The following is a 20,900-nucleotide window of genomic DNA, read 5'->3' on the forward strand; positions in this document are numbered from 1 at the left end:
GTCGACCCGATGCGGTTGGCCGGCGGAACATGACCCAAGTGGGAGGAACGCACATGCCGACGCATTTCGGGTCCCCGCACCGCCTGCGCAGCTTGATGCTGGCGGCCCTGCTCGCCGCCGCGCCCGCCACGGCCCGGGCCGGCGACTTCGCCACGCTGCAGTCCTACGGCTTTTCCGCCGATGGCAGCGTCTATGCCTTCGGCCAGTCCGGCATCCAGGATGGCTCGGGCTTTCCCTATGCGGAGATCTTCTTCCTCGATGTGAACGAGGATCGCTTCCTGGCGCCCTCGCCCGTCCGGGTGCGGCTGGACGACGACAGCGCGACCCTCGACATGGCGATGGACGAGGCCCGCAGCCGCGCCGCGTCGCTGTTCGACACCCATGATCCGCAACCCGATGCCGGCCAGCTCGTCTTCGCCAGCCCGGCCGCCGAACTGCCGGACGATCCGCACCGGGCGCGCTTCCTGCCGCGCGCCATGGCCCCATCGTCCGATCGGCTGGTGGAATTGCGGATCGAGACGATCCCCCTGTCCGGCCCGGCCCATTGCACGGGTTTCGGGGAGACCGTCGGCTATCGCCTGGTGCGGATCGCCACCAAGCCCGGCACCGCCGCGCAACTCGTCCACGAAGACTCGTCCATCCCCGAAAGCCGTGGCTGCCCGCTCGATTACCGGGTGTCCGAGGTGAGAGTGCTTCAGCGTCCCGATGGCGGCTTTGCCGCGGTCGCGATCATCGGCGTCGAACAGGTCGGCTTCGAAGGCCCGGATCTGCGCTTCATCGCCAACCCGGTGCCGGTGGACTGAGCCGCGCACCGGAGTCCGTTGAGGCAATATAAAACGTCTGGTAGACGGCGCTCATCGCGTTTTCCCCCGCTCGTCTCCGAAAGATGTCAGCCGATGATCCCTCGCTATTCCCGCCCCGACATGGTCGCCGTCTGGTCGCAGGAGACGAAGTTCCGGATCTGGTTCGAGATCGAGGCCCATGCCTGCGATGCGCTCGCCGAACTCGGCGTGATCCCGGAGAGTGCTGCCAGGACGATCTGGGAGAAGGGCGGCGCTGCGACCTTCGACATCGACCGGATCGACGAGATCGAGCGGGAAACCAAGCACGACGTCATCGCCTTCCTGACCCATCTGTCGGAGATCGTCGGACCGGACGCCCGCTTCGTCCACCAGGGCATGACCTCGTCGGACGTGCTCGACACCTGCTTCAACGTCCAGCTGGTGCGCGCATCCGACATCCTTCTCGCCGACATGGATGCCCTGCTCGCCGCCCTCGAGCGCCGCGCCTTCGAGCACCGCGACACCGTCACCATCGGCCGCTCGCACGGCATCCACGCCGAGCCGACGACCTTCGGCGTCAAGCTCGCCCTCGCCTATGCAGAGTTCCAGCGCTGCCGCGAACGGCTGGTCGCGGCCCGCGCGGAGATCGCCACCTGCGCCATCTCCGGCGCCGTCGGCACCTTCGCCAACATCGATCCGCGCGTCGAGGAGCATGTCGCCAAGGCCATGGGGCTGACGCCGGAGCCGGTGTCGACGCAGGTCATCCCCCGCGATCGCCATGCCATGTTCTTCGCCATCCTCGGGGTCGTGGCGTCCTCCATCGAGCGACTGGCGACGGAGATCCGCCATCTGCAGCGCACCGAGGTGCTGGAAGCGGAGGAGTATTTCTCGCCCGGCCAGAAGGGCTCGTCGGCCATGCCGCACAAGCGCAACCCGGTCCTGACCGAGAACCTCACGGGTCTTGCCCGGATGGTCCGCTCCTACGCCATGCCGGCCCTGGAGAACGTCGCCCTGTGGCACGAGCGGGACATCTCGCACTCCTCGGTCGAGCGCTATATTGGTCCGGACGCGACGATCACCCTCGACTTCGCCCTCGCTCGGCTCACCGGCGTCGTCGACAAGTTGCTGGTCTATCCCGACCGGATGATGGCCAACCTCAACAAGTTCAAGGGCCTCGTCCATTCCCAGCGGGTCTTGCTGGCACTGACCCAGGCTGGCGTGTCGCGCGAGGATTCCTACCGTCTGGTCCAGCGCAACGCCATGCGGGTCTGGGAGGAGGACAAGGACTTCCTGACCGAGTTGCTGGCCGACCCCGAGGTGACGAAGGCGCTGCCCGAGGCGACGATCCGCGAGAAATTCGACCTCGGCTATCACACCAAGCATGTCGGCACGATCTTCGAGCGGGTCTTCGGCCGCGCCGGCTGACGGGCCCTTCTCCGGAACCATCGGCTGCGCCCAGCGGTTGGCAGACACACGGCTTCGTCCGGGTTTCTGCAGCCCCCGGGCGAAACCGCTCAACCGGGAGGAAGAGACATGACCACGCCACGCGACCCCCAGCGCCCGAGCCAGCGCAATCACACGCTCTGGATCGTGCTGACCGTTCTCGTCGTCGCGGGAATCGTCTATTTCCTGTTCTTCACCGCCACGCCCGAAGATTCCACGCGCGATGCCGTCGGCGACGTACCGAGCGAGGCCAGCGAGGCGCCACCGCCCGCCGGCAGCGACCCGATCACCCTGCCGGCGGAATGATCGCGTCAAGGTGAGTCGACGCTTCGACATCTCAGGACGCACGGTCCTCCTGACCGGCGCCTCCAGCGGCGTCGGCGCAGCGCTCGCCGCCCGCCTTGTCGAACGGGACTGCCGGGTTGTCGCCTGGTCGCGGCGGCCGCCGCCGATCGGTGGGCCCTCCATCATCCACGAGGCGGTGGACCTGAGCGACATGGCGGCACTGGACGCAGCGCTCGACGGGCTGCTGGAGCGCCACCCCGAGCTGTCCGTCGTGATCAACAATGCCGGAGTCTCGGAGCGGGCGGACTTGGCCGATGGCGACCCCGCGCGGCTGGACGAACTCGCCGAGATCCAGATCGCGGTCAATCTGCAGGCCCCGATCCGCATCTGCCAGCGCCTCTTCGCGCCGTTTTCCCGGCGCGGCACCGCCATGATCGTCAACAACACCAGCGGCCTCGCCGTCGCGCCGACCGTACCGCATCCGGTGTATTGCGCCAGCAAGGCGGGCCTGCGTGCCTTCACCCAGTCGATGCGCTATCAGGCCGAGGCCGCCGGCGGCCAGATCGCCGTCATCGAGATCCTGTTGGCGGTGGTCGAGACCCCGTTGAACGCAGGCTATGCCGGCCGCAAGATGCCGGTGGACAAGGCGGTTGACCGGATCATGCGCGGTCTGGCGAAAGCCGAGCCGGAGATCTGGGTCGGCCAGGCCGCGCTCCTGCGCCGGATCGCCGGGATTTCCCCGGCGCTGGCACGTCATATCCTCAAGGTAGCAACCGGTTAGCCCTGTGCGCGCGAATTGCCGGGCGGCGCCTTGACACATATCGTGGCCAGTCGCATCTGGGTCCGATGCGAGTTGCAGATGCCGACATCCTGATCGTGCCCGGATACAAGGGCTCCCCGGAGAACCATTGGCAGAGCCGTTGGGAGCGCAAGCTGTCGACCGCGCGTCGGGTCCGCCAGGCCGAATGGTCCAAGCCGGTGCGCGACGACTGGACGTCTGCCATCGCCGAGGCGGTCAACGAATCGACGCGTCCGCTCGTGCTCGTCGCCCATTCGCTCGGCGTCGCTGCGGCCGTCCAGGCGGTGCCGCAGTTCCGCAATCGGATCTCCGGCGCCTTCCTGGTGGCGCCGCCGGATGTCGGGAACGAGAGCATACGCCCCCGGCATCTGATGACCTTCGGCCCCTATCCGCGCGACCCGCTGCCGTTTCCGAGCGTCGTCATCGCCAGCCGCAACGATACCTTTTCGTCGCTGGACAGCGCGGAGGACATCGCCGCTGCCTGGGGCTCGCTGTTCATCGACGCCGGCGAATCGGGCCATATCAATGCCGAAAGCGGCCACGGTCCCTGGCCGGAAGGCCTTCTGACCTTCGGCAAGTTCATGTCGCGCCTGACCGTGGCGGCCTGACGCCGCGAACGGCGTCAGGCAAGGTGTCGATTCAGCCGGCCGCGGCCTTTGCCAGCGCGGCTGCACCGGCCGCCAGCACGCCGAAATCCGATCCGACGCAGGCCAGGCGGTAGCCGTAGCCGCGATAGCGCTGCACGTCCTGCGGGGTCGCCGCATAGATTGCCGCGATCTTGTCCGCGGAAGCCGCCGATGCCGCGATCTGCCGGATCGCCGACTCGGTCGTCTCGCTGCGCGGGTCGAGCGTGCCGTTGCCCGACAGGGCGATGGACAGGTCCGACGGCCCCACGAAGACGCCGTCCAGGCCGTCGATCGCCAAGATCTCCGGCAGGTTGTCCAGCGCAGCCGAGGTTTCGATCATCGCGAAGGCCAGCGTCTCGGTGCGGGCCTCTGGCACATAGGCATTCCGGTCGTCGTAACCGTGCAGCTGTGCTGCGCGTGTCGGCCCGTAGGAGCGCAGCCCCGTCGGCGGATACTTCACCACCGAGACGAAGGCGCGCGCATCCTCGGCGGTCTCGATCATCGGCATGATCAGGCCCGTCGCGCCGAAATCGAGGCAGCGGGCCGCCAGGGACCGATCCTCGATCGGCAGCCGCACCAGCGCCGGCCGGCCGAGCAGGACCGCCCGCTCGATGCCATCGCGCAGGGACGCCACGTCGAGGAGCCCGTGCTGGACGTCGAAGGTCGCGGCATCGAAATCGGCGCGCAGGAACGCTTCGTGCACGAGCGGCTCGGGAATGCCGAGCCACGACGACAGCACGAAGCCGCCGTCGCCGAGGCGGCTGCGAAGTCTGGGAAGCGCCATTCTATTCGGACTGGACTTGCTTCTCGGCCTCGCCGAGGAACTGGGCCATGCGCTGACGGATCTGGTGATCCGACTGCTCGACGCCCGCCGCGTCGAAATCCCTGCGGATCTTCTGGAACACGTCGTCGTCGCCCGGCATCAGGAAATCCGCCTTGATCACTTCCTGGGCGTAGGCATTGGCGTCGTCGCCGCTCTTGCCGAGCAGTCCCGCAGCCCACAAACCGAGCAGCTTGTTGCGCCGTGCCTCGATCCGGAAGCGGACCTCCTGGTCATGGGCATAGCGCGACTCGAAGTCCCGCTCGCGGTCGTTCAGCGACATGATCGTCCTCCTTGTCCGATGGCCGGGCAATCGCCTCGGCCTGGCTGATCCTTACTGGCTGGCGCCGGCTTTTTGAAGCCGCTTTCGGCTGTCGCCAGCCCCGTGTGACCTTGATATCTGCGCACAACCGTACGACTTGCCCCTCATGCCGGCAGTCGACGATTGTTAAGGTCGACCGTTTGGTCTAATGACCGGCATGATCGTCAGACGTCTTCGCACCGGGCCAGGGTCGGTGCCTCCACCACGATAGAGCTGCATAATGACACGTCGCCGCCGTATCTACGAAGGCAAGGGCAAGATCCTCTACGAGGGCCCCGAGCCCGGCACCCTGGTCCAGTTCTTCAAGGACGATGCCACCGCCTTCAATAAGAAGAAGCACGAAGTCGTCGACGGAAAGGGCGTCCTCAACAACCGCATTTCCGAATACATCTTCCTGCACCTGAACAAGATGGGCATTCCGACCCACTTCATTAAGCGGCTCAACATGCGTGAGCAGCTGATCAAGGAAGTCGAGATCATCCCGCTGGAAGTGGTGGTGCGCAACGTGGCGGCCGGTTCGCTGGCCAAGCGCCTCGGCATCGAGGAAGGCACGGTACTGCCGCGCTCGATCATCGAGTTCTACTACAAGGCCGACGCGCTCGATGACCCGCTGGTCTCCGAAGAGCACATCACGGCCTTCGGCTGGGCGAGCCCGCAGGAAATCGACGACATCATGGCGCTGGCCATCCGGGTCAACGACTTCCTCTCCGGCCTCTTCCTCGGCGTCGGCATCCAGCTCGTCGACTTCAAGATCGAGATGGGCCGGCTGTATGAGGGCGACATGATGCGGATCATCGTCGCCGACGAGATCTCGCCCGATTCGTGCCGGCTCTGGGACGTGCAGACCCAGGAGAAGCTCGACAAGGACCGGTTCCGCCGCGACATGGGCGGCCTCGTCGAAGCCTATCAGGAAGTCGCGCGTCGTCTCGGCATCATGAACGAGAACGAGCCGCCCCGCCCCTCGGGGCCGGTACTGGTCAAGTGAGGCGGCGCCGTGCCGTCAAGCAGCCGGTGCCGGCATTGAGACTGGTCTATTCCAAGGACAGGCGGATATCGTGATCAAGGCACGCATTGTCGTCACGCTGAAGAACGGCGTCCTCGACCCGCAGGGCAAGGCGATCGAGGGCGCGCTCGGCCATCTCGGCTTCGACGGCGTCGGATCGGTCCGCCAGGGCAAGGTGTTCGACGTCGAGATCGACGGCGAGGACCGCGCCGCGGCCGAGGCGTCGCTCGACGACATGTGCGCCAGATTGCTGGCCAATGCCGTCATCGAGAACTACACTGTGGAGATCGCGTAGGGGTTGTACCAGAGGGTATGATGACCGAGGTCACGAACGAACTGATGTTCGAGTTGATGAAAGGGTTTCATCAACGCTTCGACAAGCTGAATTTCCGGCTGTCCGAGGTGAAGGCAGAGCTGCAGTCGATCCGGAACCATGGTGTCGATGCAGAGCGACATCCACAACATCTACGGGATTCTCGACCGGAACGGCGATCGGCTGGAGCGCATCGAGCGGCGGCTCGAGCTTCGGGAATTGTCCGAACCGCCAAATCTCTACGATCCGCAAGCCTGAGTCGCCTGTCGCTTCGCCCCGGCGGCACCATCTTTGCCGAAGATGATGCCGCCGTTTCCATTTCCGGGCCTTGCCGGCCTCGCTCTCCAACTTTGCTGTGACGCCATGAAAACAGCCGTTCTCCTCCTTCCCGGTCTCAATCGCGATCGTGACATGATCGCCGCGCTGACATCGATCACCGGACAGGCTCCGCGCACGGTCTGGCAGACGGAGACGACGATCCCCGACGTGGACCTCATCGTCATCCCGGGCGGCTTTTCCTTCGGCGACTATCTGCGCTGCGGCGCCATCGCGGCCCGGTCGCCGGCGATGCGGGCCGTCGCCGATGCCGCGGCGCGCGGCGTGCCGGTGCTCGGCGTCTGCAACGGCTTCCAGATCCTCTGCGAGGCGGGGCTTCTGCCCGGCGCGCTGATGCGCAACAACACCCTGCGTTTCGTCTGCCGCGACGTGAAGCTGGAAGTGGTCACCGCGGCCACCCGCTTCACCCGCAACTACACGGACGGCCAGATCATCCGCTGCCCGGTCGCCCATCATGACGGCAATTATTTCGCCGACGAGGCGACGCTGGCGCGCCTCGATGGCGAGAACCGGATTGTCTTCCGCTATGCCGAGGGCACCAATCCGAACGGCGCCATTCGCGACATCGCCGGCATCGTCAACGATTCCGGCAATGTTCTAGGCATGATGCCGCATCCGGAAAATCTCATCGAGCCGGAACATGGCGGCACCGACGGCCGGGCGATCTTCGAGAGCGCCCTTGGCATGACGACGAGCCTGGCTGCGTGATCGGGTCCGCCCTGCGGTCCTTCGCGTCGCTTCTGGCGGCCCTTGCGCTTTCGGCGCTGCTGGGCGCCTGCGCCACGAAGCCGGGCCCTGCCACCAGCGCCGGCGCGGGTCAGGACACGGGTCTCGACCGCATGGAGCGCCTGACGCTCGCGGCCAATCGCTGCTGGTTCAAATCCGGCGACGCGGCGTTCGCACCCTACAGCCTCGCGCCGGAGCTATCCTCCTTCTCGGGCCGCCCGCGCTTTCTTCTGGTGCCCCGCGGCAAGCCGGAATCCCGGCCGCTGCTGGTCGTCGAAGGCCGCAAGGGCTCCACCGGAATCGACGTCTACGGGCCGCTGATGGGCGAGCCCGTCGCCGCCCGCATCTCCGCCGATCTGTCCCGCTGGCGCGCCGGCGCGGATGGCTGCACCGCCTGACATGGCGCGGCTGCAGACCATCGCGGCGGTGCTGGCGGGCTTCGGCCTCAGCGCCTGCCTGTCGGGAGAAACCGCATCGCGGGCCGAACGCGCACCCCAGGCCGTCTCGGCGACCTCCTCGGCCGGTTCGGCCCGCCCCGGCCCCGCCGAGATCGCCTATGCCGACGCCACGGCAGCCGGCATCTTTCGCCGCCGCCCTTCCGAGCGCTCGGCCGGCTTCCTGCCCGTCGCCGATCCGGGGGGCTACGGCCTCTGCCTGCGCTCGCCGGTCGCTGGGGGTGGCATGGACCACGCGCTGATCCTCTTCACCCGCCGCCTCGACGGCGACGCGATCTCGCAGGTGGACGACGACACGCTGGTGCTGCGCCGGCCCGCGGACACGGGGCCCTGCCGCTCGGATGGCATCGACTACCTCCCGGCCGGCACGCGCTAGCTCCTTTGCCAATCGGCGTCACAACAGTCGCGGCTGCCTACCAGCGCTGCTTGACCGGCTCGACCCGCGCGGCGGGATCGTCCTTGTAGCTGCGGATCGACTGCTCCAGCGCCGTGTATTCGCGGCAGCCATTCTCGAACGCCCCGTCGGAGAAGGTCAGCGCCACGCGCCGGCATTCGCCGCGGAGGCGGATGAGCAGGATACCGGCATCGCGCACCCGGCCGAGATCGAGATAGGCTTCACCGAGATAGGCCATGGCGCCGCGATGATGGGGATTGATCGACAGCGCCCGTCCATAGGCGTCGAGGGCGCGCTCGTGATTGCCGGATTTGCGCAGGGAATAGGCGAGCAGCGTCCAGGCATTGTCGTGATGCGGCCGCCGTGCCACGACCCTGGCGAACGCCGTGATGGCGGCCGGCCAGTTCTCGGCGTCGAAGGCTTCGACGCCGTCGGCATAGTCGGAATCGCCGGAGCGCACCTTGGGGCTCATCTCGCCGGAAAACACGGCGCCGGCCTCGGGCGGCAGGCCGGTCACGGTCGCAAGGCCGAGGAGCAGGTACCCGGCAAGCCTGCCAACTGCTCCGGTCGCCGTCTTCGCCATGGGGCTCTCCCTGCCTGCGCCGGTTGCCTCTGCCGGATGAGACCACCGATCGGGACGCCGCGAAACCGGCGCCGGGTGCGGCAGAGCGTCTCGCCGCGCCGGCGGCCCTGCCCAGCGCCTGAAGCCGGCGATCGCGGGACGGCGCCCAAGCCCCTTTGTGTGCGCCGCCGCAGGTGGTAACAGGCCCGCAGGACCTTGCCGGAACGTCGCCCCAGGACACGCCATGAACGCCGAGACCCCCATCACCCCGGAACTGATCGCCGCGCACGGGCTGAAGCCGGACGAGTACGACCGCGTCCTGGCGCTGATCGGCCGCGAGCCGACGCTGACCGAACTCGGCATCTTCTCGGCCATGTGGAACGAGCATTGCTCGTACAAATCCTCCAAGCGCTGGCTGCGGACCCTGCCGACCAAGGGCGAGCGCGTCATCCAGGGCCCCGGCGAGAATGCCGGCGTCGTCGATATCGGCGACGGGCTCTGCGTGGTCTTCAAGATGGAGAGCCACAACCACCCTTCCTATATCGAGCCCTACCAGGGCGCCGCGACCGGCGTCGGCGGCATCCTGCGCGATGTCTTCACCATGGGCGCCCGGCCGATCGCGGCCATGAACGCCCTGCGCTTCGGCGCGCCGGACCATCCGCGCACACGCCACATCGTGGCCGGCGTGGTCGCCGGCGTCGGCGGCTACGGCAATTCCTTCGGCGTGCCGACGGTCGGCGGCGAGGTCAATTTCCATCCCCGCTACAACGGCAATTGCCTGGTCAACGCCTTTGCGGCCGGTCTCGCGAGAACCGACGCGATCTTCTACTCCAGGGCCGAAGGCGTCGGCCTGCCGGTCGTCTATCTCGGCGCCAAGACGGGCCGCGACGGTGTCGGCGGCGCGACCATGGCCTCCGCCGAGTTCGACGACACGATCGAAGAGAAGCGCCCGACCGTGCAGGTCGGCGATCCCTTCACCGAGAAGTGCCTGCTGGAGGCCTGTCTGGAGCTCATGCAGACCGGCGCGGTCATCGCCATCCAGGACATGGGTGCGGCGGGCCTGACCTGCTCGGCCGTCGAGATGGGCGCCAAGGGTGATCTCGGCATCGAGCTCGATCTCGACCAGGTGCCGGTCCGCGAGGCAAAGATGACCGCCTACGAGATGATGCTGTCGGAAAGCCAGGAGCGCATGCTCATGGTGCTGCGCCCCGACAAGCGCGAGGAAGCCGAGGCGATCTTCGTCAAATGGGGCCTCGACTTCGCCATCGTCGGCCGCACCACCGACGATCTGCGCTTCCGCATCCTGTGGGAGGGCCGCGAGGTCGGCAATCTGCCGATCAAGGAGTTGGGCGACGAGGCGCCGGAATACGATCGCCCCTGGATCGAGCCGGTGCCCGCCGCGCCGATCGCTGCCGGAGAGATTGCCGAACCCGCCGATTACGGCGCCGCGCTCTTGACGCTGCTCGGCTCGCCGGATCTGTGCTCGCGGCGCTGGGTGTTCGAGCAGTACGACACGCTGATCCAGGGCAATTCGCTGCAGCGGCCGGGCGGCGACGCCGGCGTCGTGCGCGTCGACGGCCATCCGACCAAGGCGCTGGCCTTCTCCTCGGACGTGACGCCGCGCTATTGCGAGGCCGATCCCCTGCAGGGCGGCATGCAGGCGGTCGCCGAATGCTGGCGCAACCTGACCGCGGTCGGCGCCGAGCCGCTGGCGGCCACCGACAATCTCAATTTCGGCAATCCGGAAAAGCCGGAGCTGATGGGACAGTTCGTCAAGGCGGTCGAGGGCATCGGCAAGGCCTGCGAGGCCCTCGCCTTCCCGATCGTCTCGGGCAATGTCTCGCTCTACAACGAGACCCACGGCCAGGGCATCCTGCCCACCCCGACCATCGGCGGCGTCGGCCTGATCGAGGATCGCAGCCGCACCGCCACGATCGGCGGCATGCAGGATGGCGAGATCCTGATGCTGGTGGGCGCCGACGGCAGCCATCTGGGCGCCTCGATCTATCTGCGCGAGATCGCGGGCCGCGAGGCGGGCTCCCCACCCCCGGTCGACCTGGGCGCCGAGAAGCGCCATGGCGATTTCGTTCGCGGGCTCATCCGCGACGGCCGCGTCGCGGCCTGCCACGACCTCTCCGACGGCGGCCTGGCCATCGCCCTGGCGGAAATGTGCATAGCCTCGGGCCTAGGCGCCAGCCTGGATGCGGGCGACGGCGCCGGCCATGCGCGGCTCTTCGGCGAGGACCAGGCGCGCTACGTCGTGGCCCTCAAGGCGGGCGACGTGGCCGCGGTCGAGGCCGAGGCGGCCACGGCCGGCGTGCCCCTGCGCCGTCTGGGCACCGTCGAAGGCGACCGGCTGGTTGTCGCCGGGCGTCTCGACCTGCCGGTCGAGGATCTCACCATCGCCCACGAAACCTGGTTCCCGGCCTACATGTCCGGCGAGATCATCGAGCCCGCAGCCGCGGCCTGAGCGACACGGACACCGGCGTCCGCGATTGATCGCGGGCCGGGCCATCCCTATCATCCGGTTCGGTCGCGATCGCGACATCGGCCGAAGGAGACCCAGCACATGCCCATGAACGCCCGCGACATCGAGACGATGATCAAGGACGCCATCCCCGACGCCGACGTGACCATCCGCGACCTCGCCGGCGACGGCGATCATTACGCGGCCGAGATCGTCTCGGAGAGCTTTCGCGGCAAGTCGCGCGTACAGCAGCACCAGATGGTCTACAATGCGCTGCAGGGCAATATGGGCGGCGAACTGCACGCACTGGCCCTACAAACCAGCGCACCGAAGTAATATGTTGCGGCGACGCGCAAGAGGGCTCTGCCCGTTGCCGACGATCTCCCGGGCATGCAGCCCCCAGATACGGGCCGCTTGACCGACATCTCGGCGCACGAGCGCAACGAAATGGACGCACGGCAGGGGTGCTTCAGGCAGCTGCAGCAGTGTCCGCGAATCTGAGCAAAGGACCGAACGCCATGACCGCCATCAACGAGTGGATCGACAACGAAGTAAAGACCAACGACGTGGTGGTCTTCATGAAGGGCACACCGGCCTTCCCGCAGTGCGGCTTTTCCGGCCAGGTCGTGCAGATCCTCGACTATCTCGGCCTCGAATACAAAGGCGTGAACGTCCTGTCGACCGACGATCTGCGCCAGGGCATCAAGACCTACAGCGAGTGGCCGACCATCCCGCAGCTCTACGTGAAGGGCGAGTTCGTCGGCGGTTGCGACATCATCCGCGAGATGTTCCAGGCCGGCGAACTGCAGACCTTCCTCACTGAAAAGGGTGTCGCTACGACAGCGCCGGCGACCGCCAACGGCTGATAGCTCCGCGCGCCCGGTAACCCTGCGCGCCTGTCCAGTTCGGACCATCTCGGCGGCCCGTGCGTTCCATGCGTACGGGCCGCTTTCGGTTGACACATCGTCGCCATCCAGGAGCGGCCAGATTGCTAAGCTAAGCTTGCGATATTGTGCGGTGCGGAATACATCTGCGCGGGCTTACCCACGAGGCTGACCATGTCCGACGCGTCCCCCCACAGCGAAACGCGCGGGCTCCCCTATTGGGAGCTCGTCACCATGGTCGCCTGTCTGATGGCGCTCAACGCGGCGGCAATCGACATCTTCATCCCGTCCCTGCAGGAGATGGGTGCAGCCCTCGGCGTCGACGACCCGAACCAGCGGCAGCTTGTCATCACCGCCTATATCCTCGGCTTCGGTGGCGCGCAGATCGTCTACGGCACGCTGTCGGACCGCTTCGGGCGCCGGCCGATCCTGTTCTTCGGCCTGGCGGTCTACATCCTGGCGTCGATCGCGGCGATCTTCTCGCCGACCTTCGGCGTGCTCCTGGCTCTGCGCGCGGTCCAGGGAATCGGTGCGGCAGCGACTCGCGTCATTGCCATCTCCGTCGTGCGGGACTGCTTCGGTGGCCGCCGCATGGCCAGCGTCATGTCGCTGGTGATGATGGTGTTCATGGCGATCCCGGTGATCGCGCCGAATATCGGCCAGGCGATCATGCTGTTCGGATCCTGGCGCGAGGTGTTCGTCGCCATCGCCGTCTTCGGCCTGTTCGTGACGATCTGGTCCGCGATGCGGCTGCCGGAGACCCTTGCACCGGAAGACCGGCGCGAACTCACCTTCAAGCGCACCGCCGAGGCGTTCCGCATCGTCCTCACCAACCGCGTCGCCTTCGGCTACACGGTCTCGACCGCGCTGATCTTCGGCGTGCTGTTCGGCTTCATCAACCAGGCCGAGCAGATCTACACCGGGGTCTACGGCCTCGGGCCGATCTTCACCGTCGCCTTTTCGGCGACCGCGGTGTTCATGGCGGTGGCGTCCTTCGTGAACTCCCGGCTGGTCGAGCGGCTCGGCATGCGCCGGCTGTCGCACGGTGCGCTGATCGGCTTCCTGCTGGTTGCCGTGCTCCATTTCGCCGTCGCCTTCGCGATGGGCGGCGCGGCGCCGTTCTGGTTCTTCGTGGTCGCGATGACGATCAATTTCGGCCTGTTCGGCTTCATCGGCACGAACTTCAACGCGCTCGCCATGGATCCGCTCGGCCATGTCGCCGGCACCGCTTCCTCGGTGCTCGGCTTCATGCAGACCTTCGGCGGCGGCCTGTTCGGCGCGGCGATCGGCTATTTCTACGACGGCACGGTGCTGCCGATGCTAACCGGCTTCATCATCCTGTCGGTCTCGTCGCTGATCTGCGTGATCCTCGCCGAGGGCCGGCTGTTCGACGCCAAATACGATCCGCCCGGCGAACAGCCCGCCGCATCCAGGGCAGGCCCTGCCGAGTAGTCCGCCCGACGCCCGCATCGGTCACCCGCCGGCGGGCGAACTCCGTTCCTGGCTCCTGCAGCATCCCGCGGCCATATCCCGCGGGATGCGCGGCACGCTACTGCGGCAGCAGGCCGTCCCGCGCCGCGGTCCAGACGCTCGCGTCGCAGGCCGCAATGACCACGCCCTCCTTGTCGCGCGGCGTATAGGGCGAACCGTCCGGCTTGGCGACATGCCCGCCCGCCTCGGCCACGAGCAGGCAGCCGGCCAGATGATCCCAGGGCATCAGCTTGGAATAGACGTTGAAATGCGCGCCGCCGGAGGCCAGCAGCCGGTATTCATGGCCGGCGCAGCGATAATTGCCGGTGATCTTGATACCCGCGAGCCGCGGCAGCACCGCGGCCTTTTCGGCTGGCGCGAAATAGCTCGTGCTGATGCAGCCGATGGTCTCGGACAGCGCCACCGGCGCGGCGGTCTGCAGCCGGCGCTCCTCGCCCGATCGCGTCCGCTGGAACGCCCCGGCGCCTTTTTCGGCGATCATCACGTCGTCGCCGACCGGATCGTAGATGATGGCGCCGACGGTCTCGCCGCGAAGCACCACTGCCGCCATCACGGCAAACAGCGGCAGCCCGGCCGCGAAATTCGCCGTGCCGTCGACCGGGTCGACCACGATCGCCAGTTCCGCGTCGTCCAGGCGATGCAGCAGCGCCGGATCGGCGGCTACCGATTCCTCGCCGAGAAACAGCGCGTCGGGCGCAAGCTGCCGGCATTCGCGGGCTATCCACCGCTCCGCCGCCTCGTCCGCCTCGGTCACCAGGTCGGTCGCCGAGGTCTTCTGGCGGATGTCGGCGTCCGAGAGATTGCGGAACCGCGGCATGATCTCCGCCATCGCCGCCTCCCGCAGGATCAGGGCCAGGCCGTCGATGTCGATGGGTGCGGTCATGTCAGAAGCCTCAGGCTGGGGAGCGGTCGGTGGGCGAAGCGGGTGCCAGTCCGGCAAAGTCGAAGACCGACGCGTCGAGGAGATGGCCGGGCCGTACATTCGCCAGCGCGCGCAGCATCACCTGCTTGCGGCCCGGGAAGCGGCGCTCGAGATCGGCGATCATCTGCTTGGTGATGTTGCGCTGCAGGCCGTCCTGGCTGCCGCAGAGGTCGCAGGGAATGATCGGGAAGGCCATCGCCGCGGAGAATTTCGCAATGTCCTCCTCCACGGAGCGGATCAGCGGCCGCAGCACCATCAGGTCGCCCTCGTTGTTGAGGAGCTTGGCCGGCATCGCCGACAGCCGCCCGCCATGGAAGAGGTTCATGAAGAAGGTCTCCAGGCAGTCGTCGGCATGGTGGCCGAGGACCAGCGCCTCGCAGCCCTCCTCGCGGGCGATGCGGTAGAGATTGCCGCGCCGAAGGCGCGAGCAGAGCGCGCAATAGGTGGAGCCGGACGGCACCTTCTCGGTCACCACCGAATAGGTGTCACGATATTCGATCCGGTGCGCGATGTCGTAGCGCGTCAGGAAGTCGGGCAGGACGTGCCTGGGAAAGTTCGGCTGCCCCTGGTCGAGATTGCAGGCCAGGAGATCGACCGGCAGCAGGCCGCGGAACTTCAGATCCGACAGGAGCGCCAGCAGCGCATAGGAATCCTTGCCGCCCGAAATGCCCACCAGCCAGCGTGCGCCCGGCCGCGCCATGGCGTGGGCCTCGATGGTCTCGCGCATCTCGCGCAGCAGCCGCTTGCGCAGCTTCTTGAAGGTCACCGACGACGGGCAGTCGCGAAACAGCGGGTGCGCCTGACCGGCGCCGTCGTCCAGCGCCTGACTCTCTGCCGCGTCCGCGCGCGTGGTCTCCAGATCGAGCATCCCGGCCTCCGTCGTCACGGGTTTCGTCTACAGCATCGGCGGGGGGATCGGGACCGCTTTCCGTCCAGCACGATGCGGAGAATTCGGCAGATCAGTCCGCCCAAAGCAAAAGGCCGCCCAATGGACGGCCTTTCGCAGATCTCGCAGGCGCCGAAGAATCAGCGCGAATAGAACTCGACCACCAGGTTCGGTTCCATCTGTACCGGATACGGCACGTCGTGGAGGCCCGGAACGCGCTGGTAGGTCGCGACCATCTTCTGGTGATCGACCTCGACATATTCCGGCACGTCGCGCTCGGCGAGCTGCACCGATTCCAGGACGATCGTCAGCTGCTTGGACTTCGGACGAACCTCGATCACGTCGCCTGCCTTGCAGATGTACGACTGGATGTTGGTGCGCACGCCGTTGACGTTGACATGGCCGTGGTTGACGAACTGACGGGCCGCGAAGATCGTCGGCACGAATTTCGCACGATACACGACAGCGTCGAGCCGGCTCTCAAGCAGACCGATCAGGTTCTCCGAGGTGTCGCCCTTGCGGCGCGCAGCCTCTTCGTAGGTCTTGCGGAACTGCTTCTCGGAGACGTCGCCGTAATAGCCCTTGAGCTTCTGCTTGGCGCGCAGCTGCACGCCGAAATCGGAAACCTTGCCCTTGCGGCGCTGGCCATGCTGGCCCGGGCCGTACTGGCGCCGGTTCACCGGGGACTTCGGACGTCCCCAGATGTTTTCGCCCATGCGGCGATCGATCTTGTACTTCGCTGATGCGCGCTTGCTCATCGCATTTCCTTCAACAAAACGAGGCCCCGCGGACAATCCGAGGACCTTCTGAGGAAACGCGCCCTCCTCTGCCCGCTGTTGCGGACTGACAGGACGACATGGGCACTAGGCGATGTCGTCCACGGGACACGTCAAAAACCGGCTGGAACGGGTCCAACCGGCTGGGCTGTTCCATACGGAAGCGACCGGCGGGTGTCAACCGGCCGCGATCCGGTCAGTACTTCGCGATCACCCAGATCGCATGGATGATGCCGGGGATGTAGCCGAACAGCGTCAGAAGGATGTTGATGAAGAAATGCTTGCTGAAACCGACCTGCATGAACACACCGACGGGCGGCAGGATGATTGCGAGAATGATGCGGATGATGTCCATGAGCGGTTCGGTCCTTTTCGTAAGATAGCGTTCTGATGTGTTGGTATCTGCAACGTGCCGTCCCCCGGCATGTTCCAACCACCCTTCGCCGGTGCACTGATGGACGCCGCCCGGACGGCTTGCTCTTTTGCCCGCGCGATGGCCCCCATCTGATCCTGCCGCAACGTAAAGAGGGAAGTGCATGCGACGGACGATGCTGGCCTTGCCGTTGATCGTGGGGGCCGGATTGCTCCTCAATTCCTGCGCCACCCTGTCGGAGGAGGAGTGCGTGACCAGCAACTGGCGCACGCTCGGGGAATCGGATGGGGCAAGCGGCCGACCGGACTATTTCGTCGCCGAACATCAGGCTGCCTGCTCTAGGCACGGCATCGCCCCGGATGTCGGCGCATGGCGCGCCGGCTGGCAGGACGGCATCGCCACCTTCTGCACGCCGGAGAACGGCGCCCGCCTCGGCGCCGAGGGACGCTCCTACCAGAATTCCTGCCCGCTCGATCTCAAGGACGGCTTCGAGCGGCCTTACCGTGCGTACAAGCGCGTCCACGACGCCGAACAGCGGGTCGGAGATCTGCGCGGCCGCATCGACCGCATGCGCGACGAGATCGAGGACGAGAAGAAGGAACGCGAGAAGCGGCGCGAGCTTCGCCGCCTGCGCGACGATCTCTGGAAGGCCGAGGGCAATCTGCGCCGGGCCGAAAACGATCTGCTGATCGAGCGCTTCGCACGGGCGGCGGGCTAGCGCATCGGCCCGAAGACCGGATGAGGTTATCGCGCCGCACGCGGCGGAGTTCGATCCGTCGGAGCGTTCTTCCTGCGTTCTCCCCGGCGCAGGGCGCTCTAGGAACTGCCGTCCGTCACGTCGAGGCCGAAGCCGCGCACCAGCCGGCGCATCTGGTAGCCAGGTGCGCCGCCGGTGAAATGCGCGCGGTCGAAGCCTTCCGGCAGGTCGCCCGCTTCCGGCCGGCACAGCGAGCGGGCCCGGCGGGCGATCGCTTCGGCCGGGTCCAGCCAGTCGACGGGCCAGGGCGCCAGCCGGCGGAAATGATTGGCGATCAGCGGATAATGGGTGCAGGCGAGAACCACGATGTCGGTCCGCCGGTCACCCGCCGCGACGAAGCAGGGCGCGATCTCCGCGGCGATGGCATCGTCGAGTTCCTGCCCGCCGCATGCGCCTATATCGAGGAGCGAGCGTTCGGCCAGCGTCGCGAGCGCCGGCGATCCCACCAGCCGCACCTCGCAATGGGTGGCGAAGGCCTCGACGAGGTCGCGCGTATAGACCCGTCGCACCGTGCCCGGCGTCGCCAGCACGCTGACCAGGCCCGAGCGGGTACGCTCGGTGGCCGGCTTGATGGCCGGCACCGTTCCGACGAAGGGGATGTCGAAGCGGGCGCGCAATTGCGGCAGCACCAGCGTCGAGGCCGTGTTGCAGGCGATGACCGCAAGGCTCGGCGCATAGGTACCGATGAGGTCCTCGAACAGGCCGAGGATGCGTGCGACCAGCGGCTCCTCCTCCCAGTCGCCATAGGGAAAGCCTGCATCGTCGGCGACGTAGATGAAGCGCCGGTCCGGCATCGCCGTCCGCAATTCGCGCAGCACGGTCAGCCCGCCGATACCCGAATCGAAGACGAGGATCGGTGCGCTCACAGCGCCGACTTTCCGGTCCGCTCGGCCCCGTCCTGCAGCCCGTCGTCCTGGGGCGTCTCGTCCTCGTGAGCGCCGGACGGCGTGACGGAGCCGCCGTCCTCCGCCGCCCCGTTCGCCGGCGCCAGCCCACCCTTGGCGATGACATAGTCGAAGGAGCGGATGACGCCGCGCATCGTGCGCACTTCCGGCTCGGAGAAGCCGGCCTTGGTCAGCATGGTCCGCAGCTTCTGGGTCAGCGCCTCGCGCTTGTGCTCGGGATGAAAATAGCCGTTCCGGTCGAGCGAGGCTTCCAGATGCGCCAGCAGCCGGTGCAGATCCTCCTTGCGTGCCGGCGGCACCTCGGGCGCAGAGAAGCGCGGCCGGGTCACGTCGGCCGAGCCGGCCATGCGCCAGGCATAGCTCATCAACAGCACCGCCTGGGCGATGTTCAGGGAGGCGAATTGCGGGTCCACCGGGAAGGTCACGATCTCGTCGGCCAGGCCGACTTCCTCGTTCGACAGGCCGAAACGTTCGCGGCCGAACAGGATGCCCGCCGGCTGGCCCGCCCCGATCCGCGCCCGCAGGCTGGCCGCGGCCGATTCCGGCTCGCGCACCGGCTTGAAGCTGTCGCGCGCCCGCGCCGTCGTGGCATAGACGAAGGTCAGGTCGGCAACCGCCGCCTCGACGCTGTCATAGAGCCGGGCGCGGTCGATGACGTGGTCGGCGCGCGAGGCCGCTGCCACGGCGCGCTCGTTCGGCCAGCCGTCGCGCGGGCTGACCAGCCGCAGGTCGGACAGCCCGAAATTGGCCATGGCCCGCGCCACCATGCCGATATTCTCGCCAAGCTGCGGCTCGACGAGGACGATGGCGGGCCCGGTCTCGGGCAAACTTGTGGAGGACTGGTTTTCCGGCACGCTGGGACTTCCGCTGTTTCAGCCCGCTGATACCGCGTCGTGCGTGCCGCGCCAAGCCGGCCTTGCGGCGCCCGGCTCCACCGGCAGCGCTCAGGGCGTCGCGCCGTCCACCGCCTGCCACGCGACGCGGCGCTCCCTTTCGGGGTCCGGCACGACCCGGTCTCCCCGCCCGGCGAAGATCATCGTCTCCCGCGTCTCGGGCCGATAGGCCGGCCATGCCTCGCCCGGCCGTCCGCCATTGACGAAGGCCATCCAGTGGTCGCGCATCCGTTCCGACAGCCGCAGGCGGGGCGGATCGGGCAGAACGCCGAGATAGACGCTGCGGAACGGCTTGAGGAAATCCTCGAAGAGCAGCGGCAGATCGACCGAATGGGTGGCGCCAAGCCGCGACAACAGCCCCTTTGCCTCCCAGTCGAGCCGGTACATGAAGGTCGGCACGCGCTGCGAATGGTCGTCGGCCTGGTGGATAGCCGCCATGCGGAAGAGCAGGTCGGTGCCGAATGCGATCCGTCCCGCCCTCCCGCGCGAATAGAGCGCGGCGATCCGCGCCGCGGCCACCTCCCCCGCCACCTCGCCCACCCAGCGCCGCAGGGACGCCATGTCGCTGTCGATCTTCAAGATCGGCAATTCGCTGAAGAAGGAGAACTCGTCGCGGTTCGTGCCGATCAGCAACGGCACCGGGATCATCGCCCGGTAGAGCGCCGGCAGCGGACCGTCCGGCAGTTCGCCGCAATCGAAGTGCGGGCGCGAGGGAATGCCGGGGAACTCGGCGGTGACCTTGCGCGAGGCAAGGCCGAAGGCCTGCGGCGCCAGGCGGAACAGCCGTTCGCGATCGGGCCGCGCGCCCAGCGCATCCAGCGTGCGTTCGCCGATCTCCATCGCCCGCTCGCGCGGATAGAACAGGTTGAGCCCGCCGGACTGGGCGATCGCCTGGCCGAACAGCCCGTGCGATCCCGGCGCCGCCATGTGGAAGGCGACCGACGCGGCCCCGGCGGATTCGCCGGCGATCGTCACCCTCTCCGGGTCCCCGCCGAAGGCGGCGATGTTGTCGCGCACCCATTGCAGCGCCAGCCGCTGGTCGAGAAGTCCGGCATTGTTGGCGAACCGCTCGTCGCCGGGAAACAGCTCGGCAAAGCCGTTGAAACCGAAGAAGCCCAGCCGGTAATTCAGCGTCACCACCACCGCGTCGCCGCGGCGTGCGAGATCACCGCCGGGATATTGCGAACCCGAGCCGATGATGAAGCCGCCGCCATGGAGGAACACCAGGACGGCACGCGCGCCGCCCGTGTCCGGCGTCCAGACATGCAGGTTCAGGCAGTCCTCGCTGAAGGAGCGGTTCAGGCCGGCAAAGGTGGCGAAGGGCTCGACCAGCGCCCGCCGCTGCGGCGCGGCCGGGCCGTAGGAATCGGCCTCGAAGGTCGCCTTGAAGGGCCTGGCGGGATCCGGCGCGGCAAAGCGCAGGCGGCCCAGCGGCGGCTCGGCATAGGGAATGCCGAGGAAGCTCGCGATGCCGCCGACGCGTTGGCCGCGCACCCGGCCGCAGGGCGCTTCGACGACGACGGATTCTGCCATGCTCGAACTCCTGTGGGGGGCGACGGCAGGCCGGCCCGCCCGCCGGTTCCGTGCCGCGGCCCATGCTTTGCGTCCACTGATACGGGTGTTATAGGGCGCCGTGAGTTTCCGGGCGTGACACGACGTCCTGCATTGGTGCGGCCGCCC

The 20,900-nt window shown here is 67.4% G+C and carries 26 protein-coding genes; 16 read left to right on the plus strand and 10 right to left on the minus strand.

Translation table 11 applies throughout. From position 1 onward, the window contains the following. The first annotated feature begins 53 nt into the window (after positions 1-53). The 5 genes from VQ042_RS04285 (at position 54) to VQ042_RS04305 (ending at position 3,917) form a co-directional block, all read left to right on the plus strand. Complete coding sequence (locus VQ042_RS04285) at positions 54-803, plus strand: DUF2259 domain-containing protein (RefSeq protein ID WP_331815935.1); 750 nt, start codon at positions 54-56, stop codon at positions 801-803. 93 nt (positions 804-896) lie between these two features. Continuing rightward, complete coding sequence (gene purB / locus VQ042_RS04290; protein WP_331815937.1) at positions 897-2,207, plus strand: adenylosuccinate lyase; 1,311 nt, start codon at positions 897-899, stop codon at positions 2,205-2,207. 108 nt (positions 2,208-2,315) lie between these two features. Beyond that, positions 2,316-2,531 carry a hypothetical protein gene (locus VQ042_RS04295; RefSeq protein ID WP_331815939.1) on the plus strand — a complete coding sequence of 72 codons (216 nt, stop codon included), beginning with the start codon at positions 2,316-2,318 and terminating at the stop codon, positions 2,529-2,531. A 10-nt stretch (positions 2,532-2,541) separates the two neighbouring features. Further along, positions 2,542-3,291, plus strand: a complete 750-nt coding sequence (locus VQ042_RS04300) for an SDR family NAD(P)-dependent oxidoreductase (protein ID WP_331815941.1) — start codon at positions 2,542-2,544, stop codon at positions 3,289-3,291. 65 nt (positions 3,292-3,356) lie between these two features. Continuing rightward, positions 3,357-3,917 (plus strand): RBBP9/YdeN family alpha/beta hydrolase, encoded by a 561-nt coding sequence (locus VQ042_RS04305; RefSeq protein ID WP_331815943.1) that lies wholly within the window; start codon positions 3,357-3,359, stop codon positions 3,915-3,917. A gap of 31 nt (positions 3,918-3,948) precedes the next feature. Here the strand turns inward: VQ042_RS04305 and VQ042_RS04310 are convergent, their stop codons facing one another. After that, positions 3,949-4,719, minus strand: coding sequence for an HpcH/HpaI aldolase family protein (locus VQ042_RS04310; RefSeq protein ID WP_331815945.1), 771 nt, complete (start codon positions 4,717-4,719; stop codon positions 3,949-3,951). Position 4,720: 1 nt separating this feature from the next. Then, positions 4,721-5,038 carry a DUF1476 domain-containing protein gene (locus tag VQ042_RS04315; protein WP_331815947.1) on the minus strand — a complete coding sequence of 106 codons (318 nt, stop codon included), beginning with the start codon at positions 5,036-5,038 and terminating at the stop codon, positions 4,721-4,723. A gap of 259 nt (positions 5,039-5,297) precedes the next feature. Between VQ042_RS04315 and purC the strand changes: the two genes are divergently transcribed. The 6 genes from purC to VQ042_RS04345 all read left to right on the plus strand — a co-directional run bounded on the left by purC (position 5,298) and on the right by VQ042_RS04345 (position 8,286). Beyond that, positions 5,298-6,062, plus strand: a complete 765-nt coding sequence (gene purC, locus VQ042_RS04320) for a phosphoribosylaminoimidazolesuccinocarboxamide synthase (RefSeq protein ID WP_331815949.1) — start codon at positions 5,298-5,300, stop codon at positions 6,060-6,062. Positions 6,063-6,132: 70 nt separating this feature from the next. Further along, the gene (gene purS / locus VQ042_RS04325) at positions 6,133-6,375 is read left to right on the plus strand and encodes a phosphoribosylformylglycinamidine synthase subunit PurS (protein ID WP_331815951.1); all 243 of its coding nucleotides are present in this window, start codon (positions 6,133-6,135) and stop codon (positions 6,373-6,375) included. Between the two features lie 138 nt (positions 6,376-6,513). Further along, positions 6,514-6,651, plus strand: coding sequence for a hypothetical protein (locus VQ042_RS04330; protein ID WP_331815953.1), 138 nt, complete (start codon positions 6,514-6,516; stop codon positions 6,649-6,651). A gap of 105 nt (positions 6,652-6,756) precedes the next feature. Then, positions 6,757-7,437, plus strand: a complete 681-nt coding sequence (gene purQ, locus VQ042_RS04335; RefSeq protein WP_331815955.1) for a phosphoribosylformylglycinamidine synthase subunit PurQ — start codon at positions 6,757-6,759, stop codon at positions 7,435-7,437. Beyond that, on the plus strand, positions 7,437-7,853 hold the full coding sequence (locus VQ042_RS04340) for a hypothetical protein (RefSeq protein ID WP_331816100.1): 417 nt from the start codon (positions 7,437-7,439) through the stop codon (positions 7,851-7,853). Before purQ ends, VQ042_RS04340 begins: the two co-directional genes overlap by 1 nt. Beyond that, the gene (locus tag VQ042_RS04345; protein ID WP_331815957.1) at positions 7,837-8,286 is read left to right on the plus strand and encodes a hypothetical protein; all 450 of its coding nucleotides are present in this window, start codon (positions 7,837-7,839) and stop codon (positions 8,284-8,286) included. The genes VQ042_RS04340 and VQ042_RS04345 overlap by 17 nt, the downstream gene beginning before the upstream one ends. 37 nt (positions 8,287-8,323) lie before the next feature. Here VQ042_RS04345 and VQ042_RS04350 read toward each other — a convergent pair whose 3' ends face one another. Then, positions 8,324-8,887: a tetratricopeptide repeat protein gene (locus VQ042_RS04350; RefSeq protein WP_331815959.1), complete on the minus strand. Its 564-nt coding sequence runs from the start codon at positions 8,885-8,887 to the stop codon at positions 8,324-8,326. 223 nt (positions 8,888-9,110) lie between these two features. Here VQ042_RS04350 and purL point away from each other — a divergent pair, with 223 nt between their 5' ends. The 4 genes from purL to VQ042_RS04370 all read left to right on the plus strand — a co-directional run bounded on the left by purL (position 9,111) and on the right by VQ042_RS04370 (position 13,669). Next, on the plus strand, positions 9,111-11,336 hold the full coding sequence (gene purL, locus VQ042_RS04355; RefSeq protein ID WP_331815961.1) for a phosphoribosylformylglycinamidine synthase subunit PurL: 2,226 nt from the start codon (positions 9,111-9,113) through the stop codon (positions 11,334-11,336). 99 nt (positions 11,337-11,435) lie between these two features. Beyond that, the gene (locus VQ042_RS04360) at positions 11,436-11,669 is read left to right on the plus strand and encodes a BolA family protein (protein ID WP_331815963.1); all 234 of its coding nucleotides are present in this window, start codon (positions 11,436-11,438) and stop codon (positions 11,667-11,669) included. Between the two features lie 182 nt (positions 11,670-11,851). Beyond that, a complete protein-coding gene (gene grxD / locus VQ042_RS04365) occupies positions 11,852-12,199 on the plus strand; it encodes a Grx4 family monothiol glutaredoxin (protein WP_331815965.1) in 348 nt (115 codons plus the stop codon). A 192-nt stretch (positions 12,200-12,391) separates the two neighbouring features. Further along, complete coding sequence (locus VQ042_RS04370) at positions 12,392-13,669, plus strand: multidrug effflux MFS transporter (RefSeq protein ID WP_331815967.1); 1,278 nt, start codon at positions 12,392-12,394, stop codon at positions 13,667-13,669. Positions 13,670-13,766: 97 nt separating this feature from the next. Here the strand turns inward: VQ042_RS04370 and VQ042_RS04375 are convergent, their stop codons facing one another. The 4 genes from VQ042_RS04375 to VQ042_RS04390 all read right to left on the minus strand — a co-directional run bounded on the left by VQ042_RS04375 (position 13,767) and on the right by VQ042_RS04390 (position 16,647). Continuing rightward, positions 13,767-14,591: an inositol monophosphatase family protein gene (locus tag VQ042_RS04375; protein WP_331815969.1), complete on the minus strand. Its 825-nt coding sequence runs from the start codon at positions 14,589-14,591 to the stop codon at positions 13,767-13,769. Positions 14,592-14,601: 10 nt separating this feature from the next. Beyond that, the gene (gene ttcA / locus VQ042_RS04380; RefSeq protein WP_331815971.1) at positions 14,602-15,498 is read right to left on the minus strand and encodes a tRNA 2-thiocytidine(32) synthetase TtcA; all 897 of its coding nucleotides are present in this window, start codon (positions 15,496-15,498) and stop codon (positions 14,602-14,604) included. A gap of 158 nt (positions 15,499-15,656) precedes the next feature. Beyond that, positions 15,657-16,274 carry a 30S ribosomal protein S4 gene (gene rpsD, locus VQ042_RS04385; RefSeq protein WP_331815973.1) on the minus strand — a complete coding sequence of 206 codons (618 nt, stop codon included), beginning with the start codon at positions 16,272-16,274 and terminating at the stop codon, positions 15,657-15,659. Positions 16,275-16,488: 214 nt separating this feature from the next. Then, positions 16,489-16,647, minus strand: a complete 159-nt coding sequence (locus tag VQ042_RS04390) for a YqaE/Pmp3 family membrane protein (RefSeq protein WP_331816102.1) — start codon at positions 16,645-16,647, stop codon at positions 16,489-16,491. Positions 16,648-16,915: 268 nt separating this feature from the next. On the opposite strand from VQ042_RS04390, the gene VQ042_RS04395 reads away from it, so the two are divergent. Beyond that, complete coding sequence (locus VQ042_RS04395) at positions 16,916-17,383, plus strand: DUF2799 domain-containing protein (RefSeq protein WP_331815975.1); 468 nt, start codon at positions 16,916-16,918, stop codon at positions 17,381-17,383. A 98-nt stretch (positions 17,384-17,481) separates the two neighbouring features. Here the strand turns inward: VQ042_RS04395 and murI are convergent, their stop codons facing one another. The 3 genes from murI to VQ042_RS04410 form a co-directional block, all read right to left on the minus strand. Further along, the gene (gene murI, locus VQ042_RS04400; RefSeq protein WP_331815976.1) at positions 17,482-18,288 is read right to left on the minus strand and encodes a glutamate racemase; all 807 of its coding nucleotides are present in this window, start codon (positions 18,286-18,288) and stop codon (positions 17,482-17,484) included. Beyond that, positions 18,285-19,181, minus strand: a complete 897-nt coding sequence (locus VQ042_RS04405) for an RNA methyltransferase (RefSeq protein ID WP_442880027.1) — start codon at positions 19,179-19,181, stop codon at positions 18,285-18,287. The genes murI and VQ042_RS04405 overlap by 4 nt, the downstream gene beginning before the upstream one ends. Positions 19,182-19,271: 90 nt before the next feature. Then, entirely contained in the window at positions 19,272-20,753 is a 1,482-nt protein-coding gene (locus tag VQ042_RS04410; RefSeq protein ID WP_331815977.1) for a carboxylesterase/lipase family protein, read from the minus strand. Positions 20,754-20,900: the final 147 nt, after the last annotated feature.

Origin of the sequence: Aurantimonas sp. A2-1-M11 (genome assembly GCF_036549475.1) — a bacterium.
In the GTDB taxonomy this organism is placed as follows: Bacteria; Pseudomonadota; Alphaproteobacteria; order Rhizobiales; family Rhizobiaceae; genus Aurantimonas.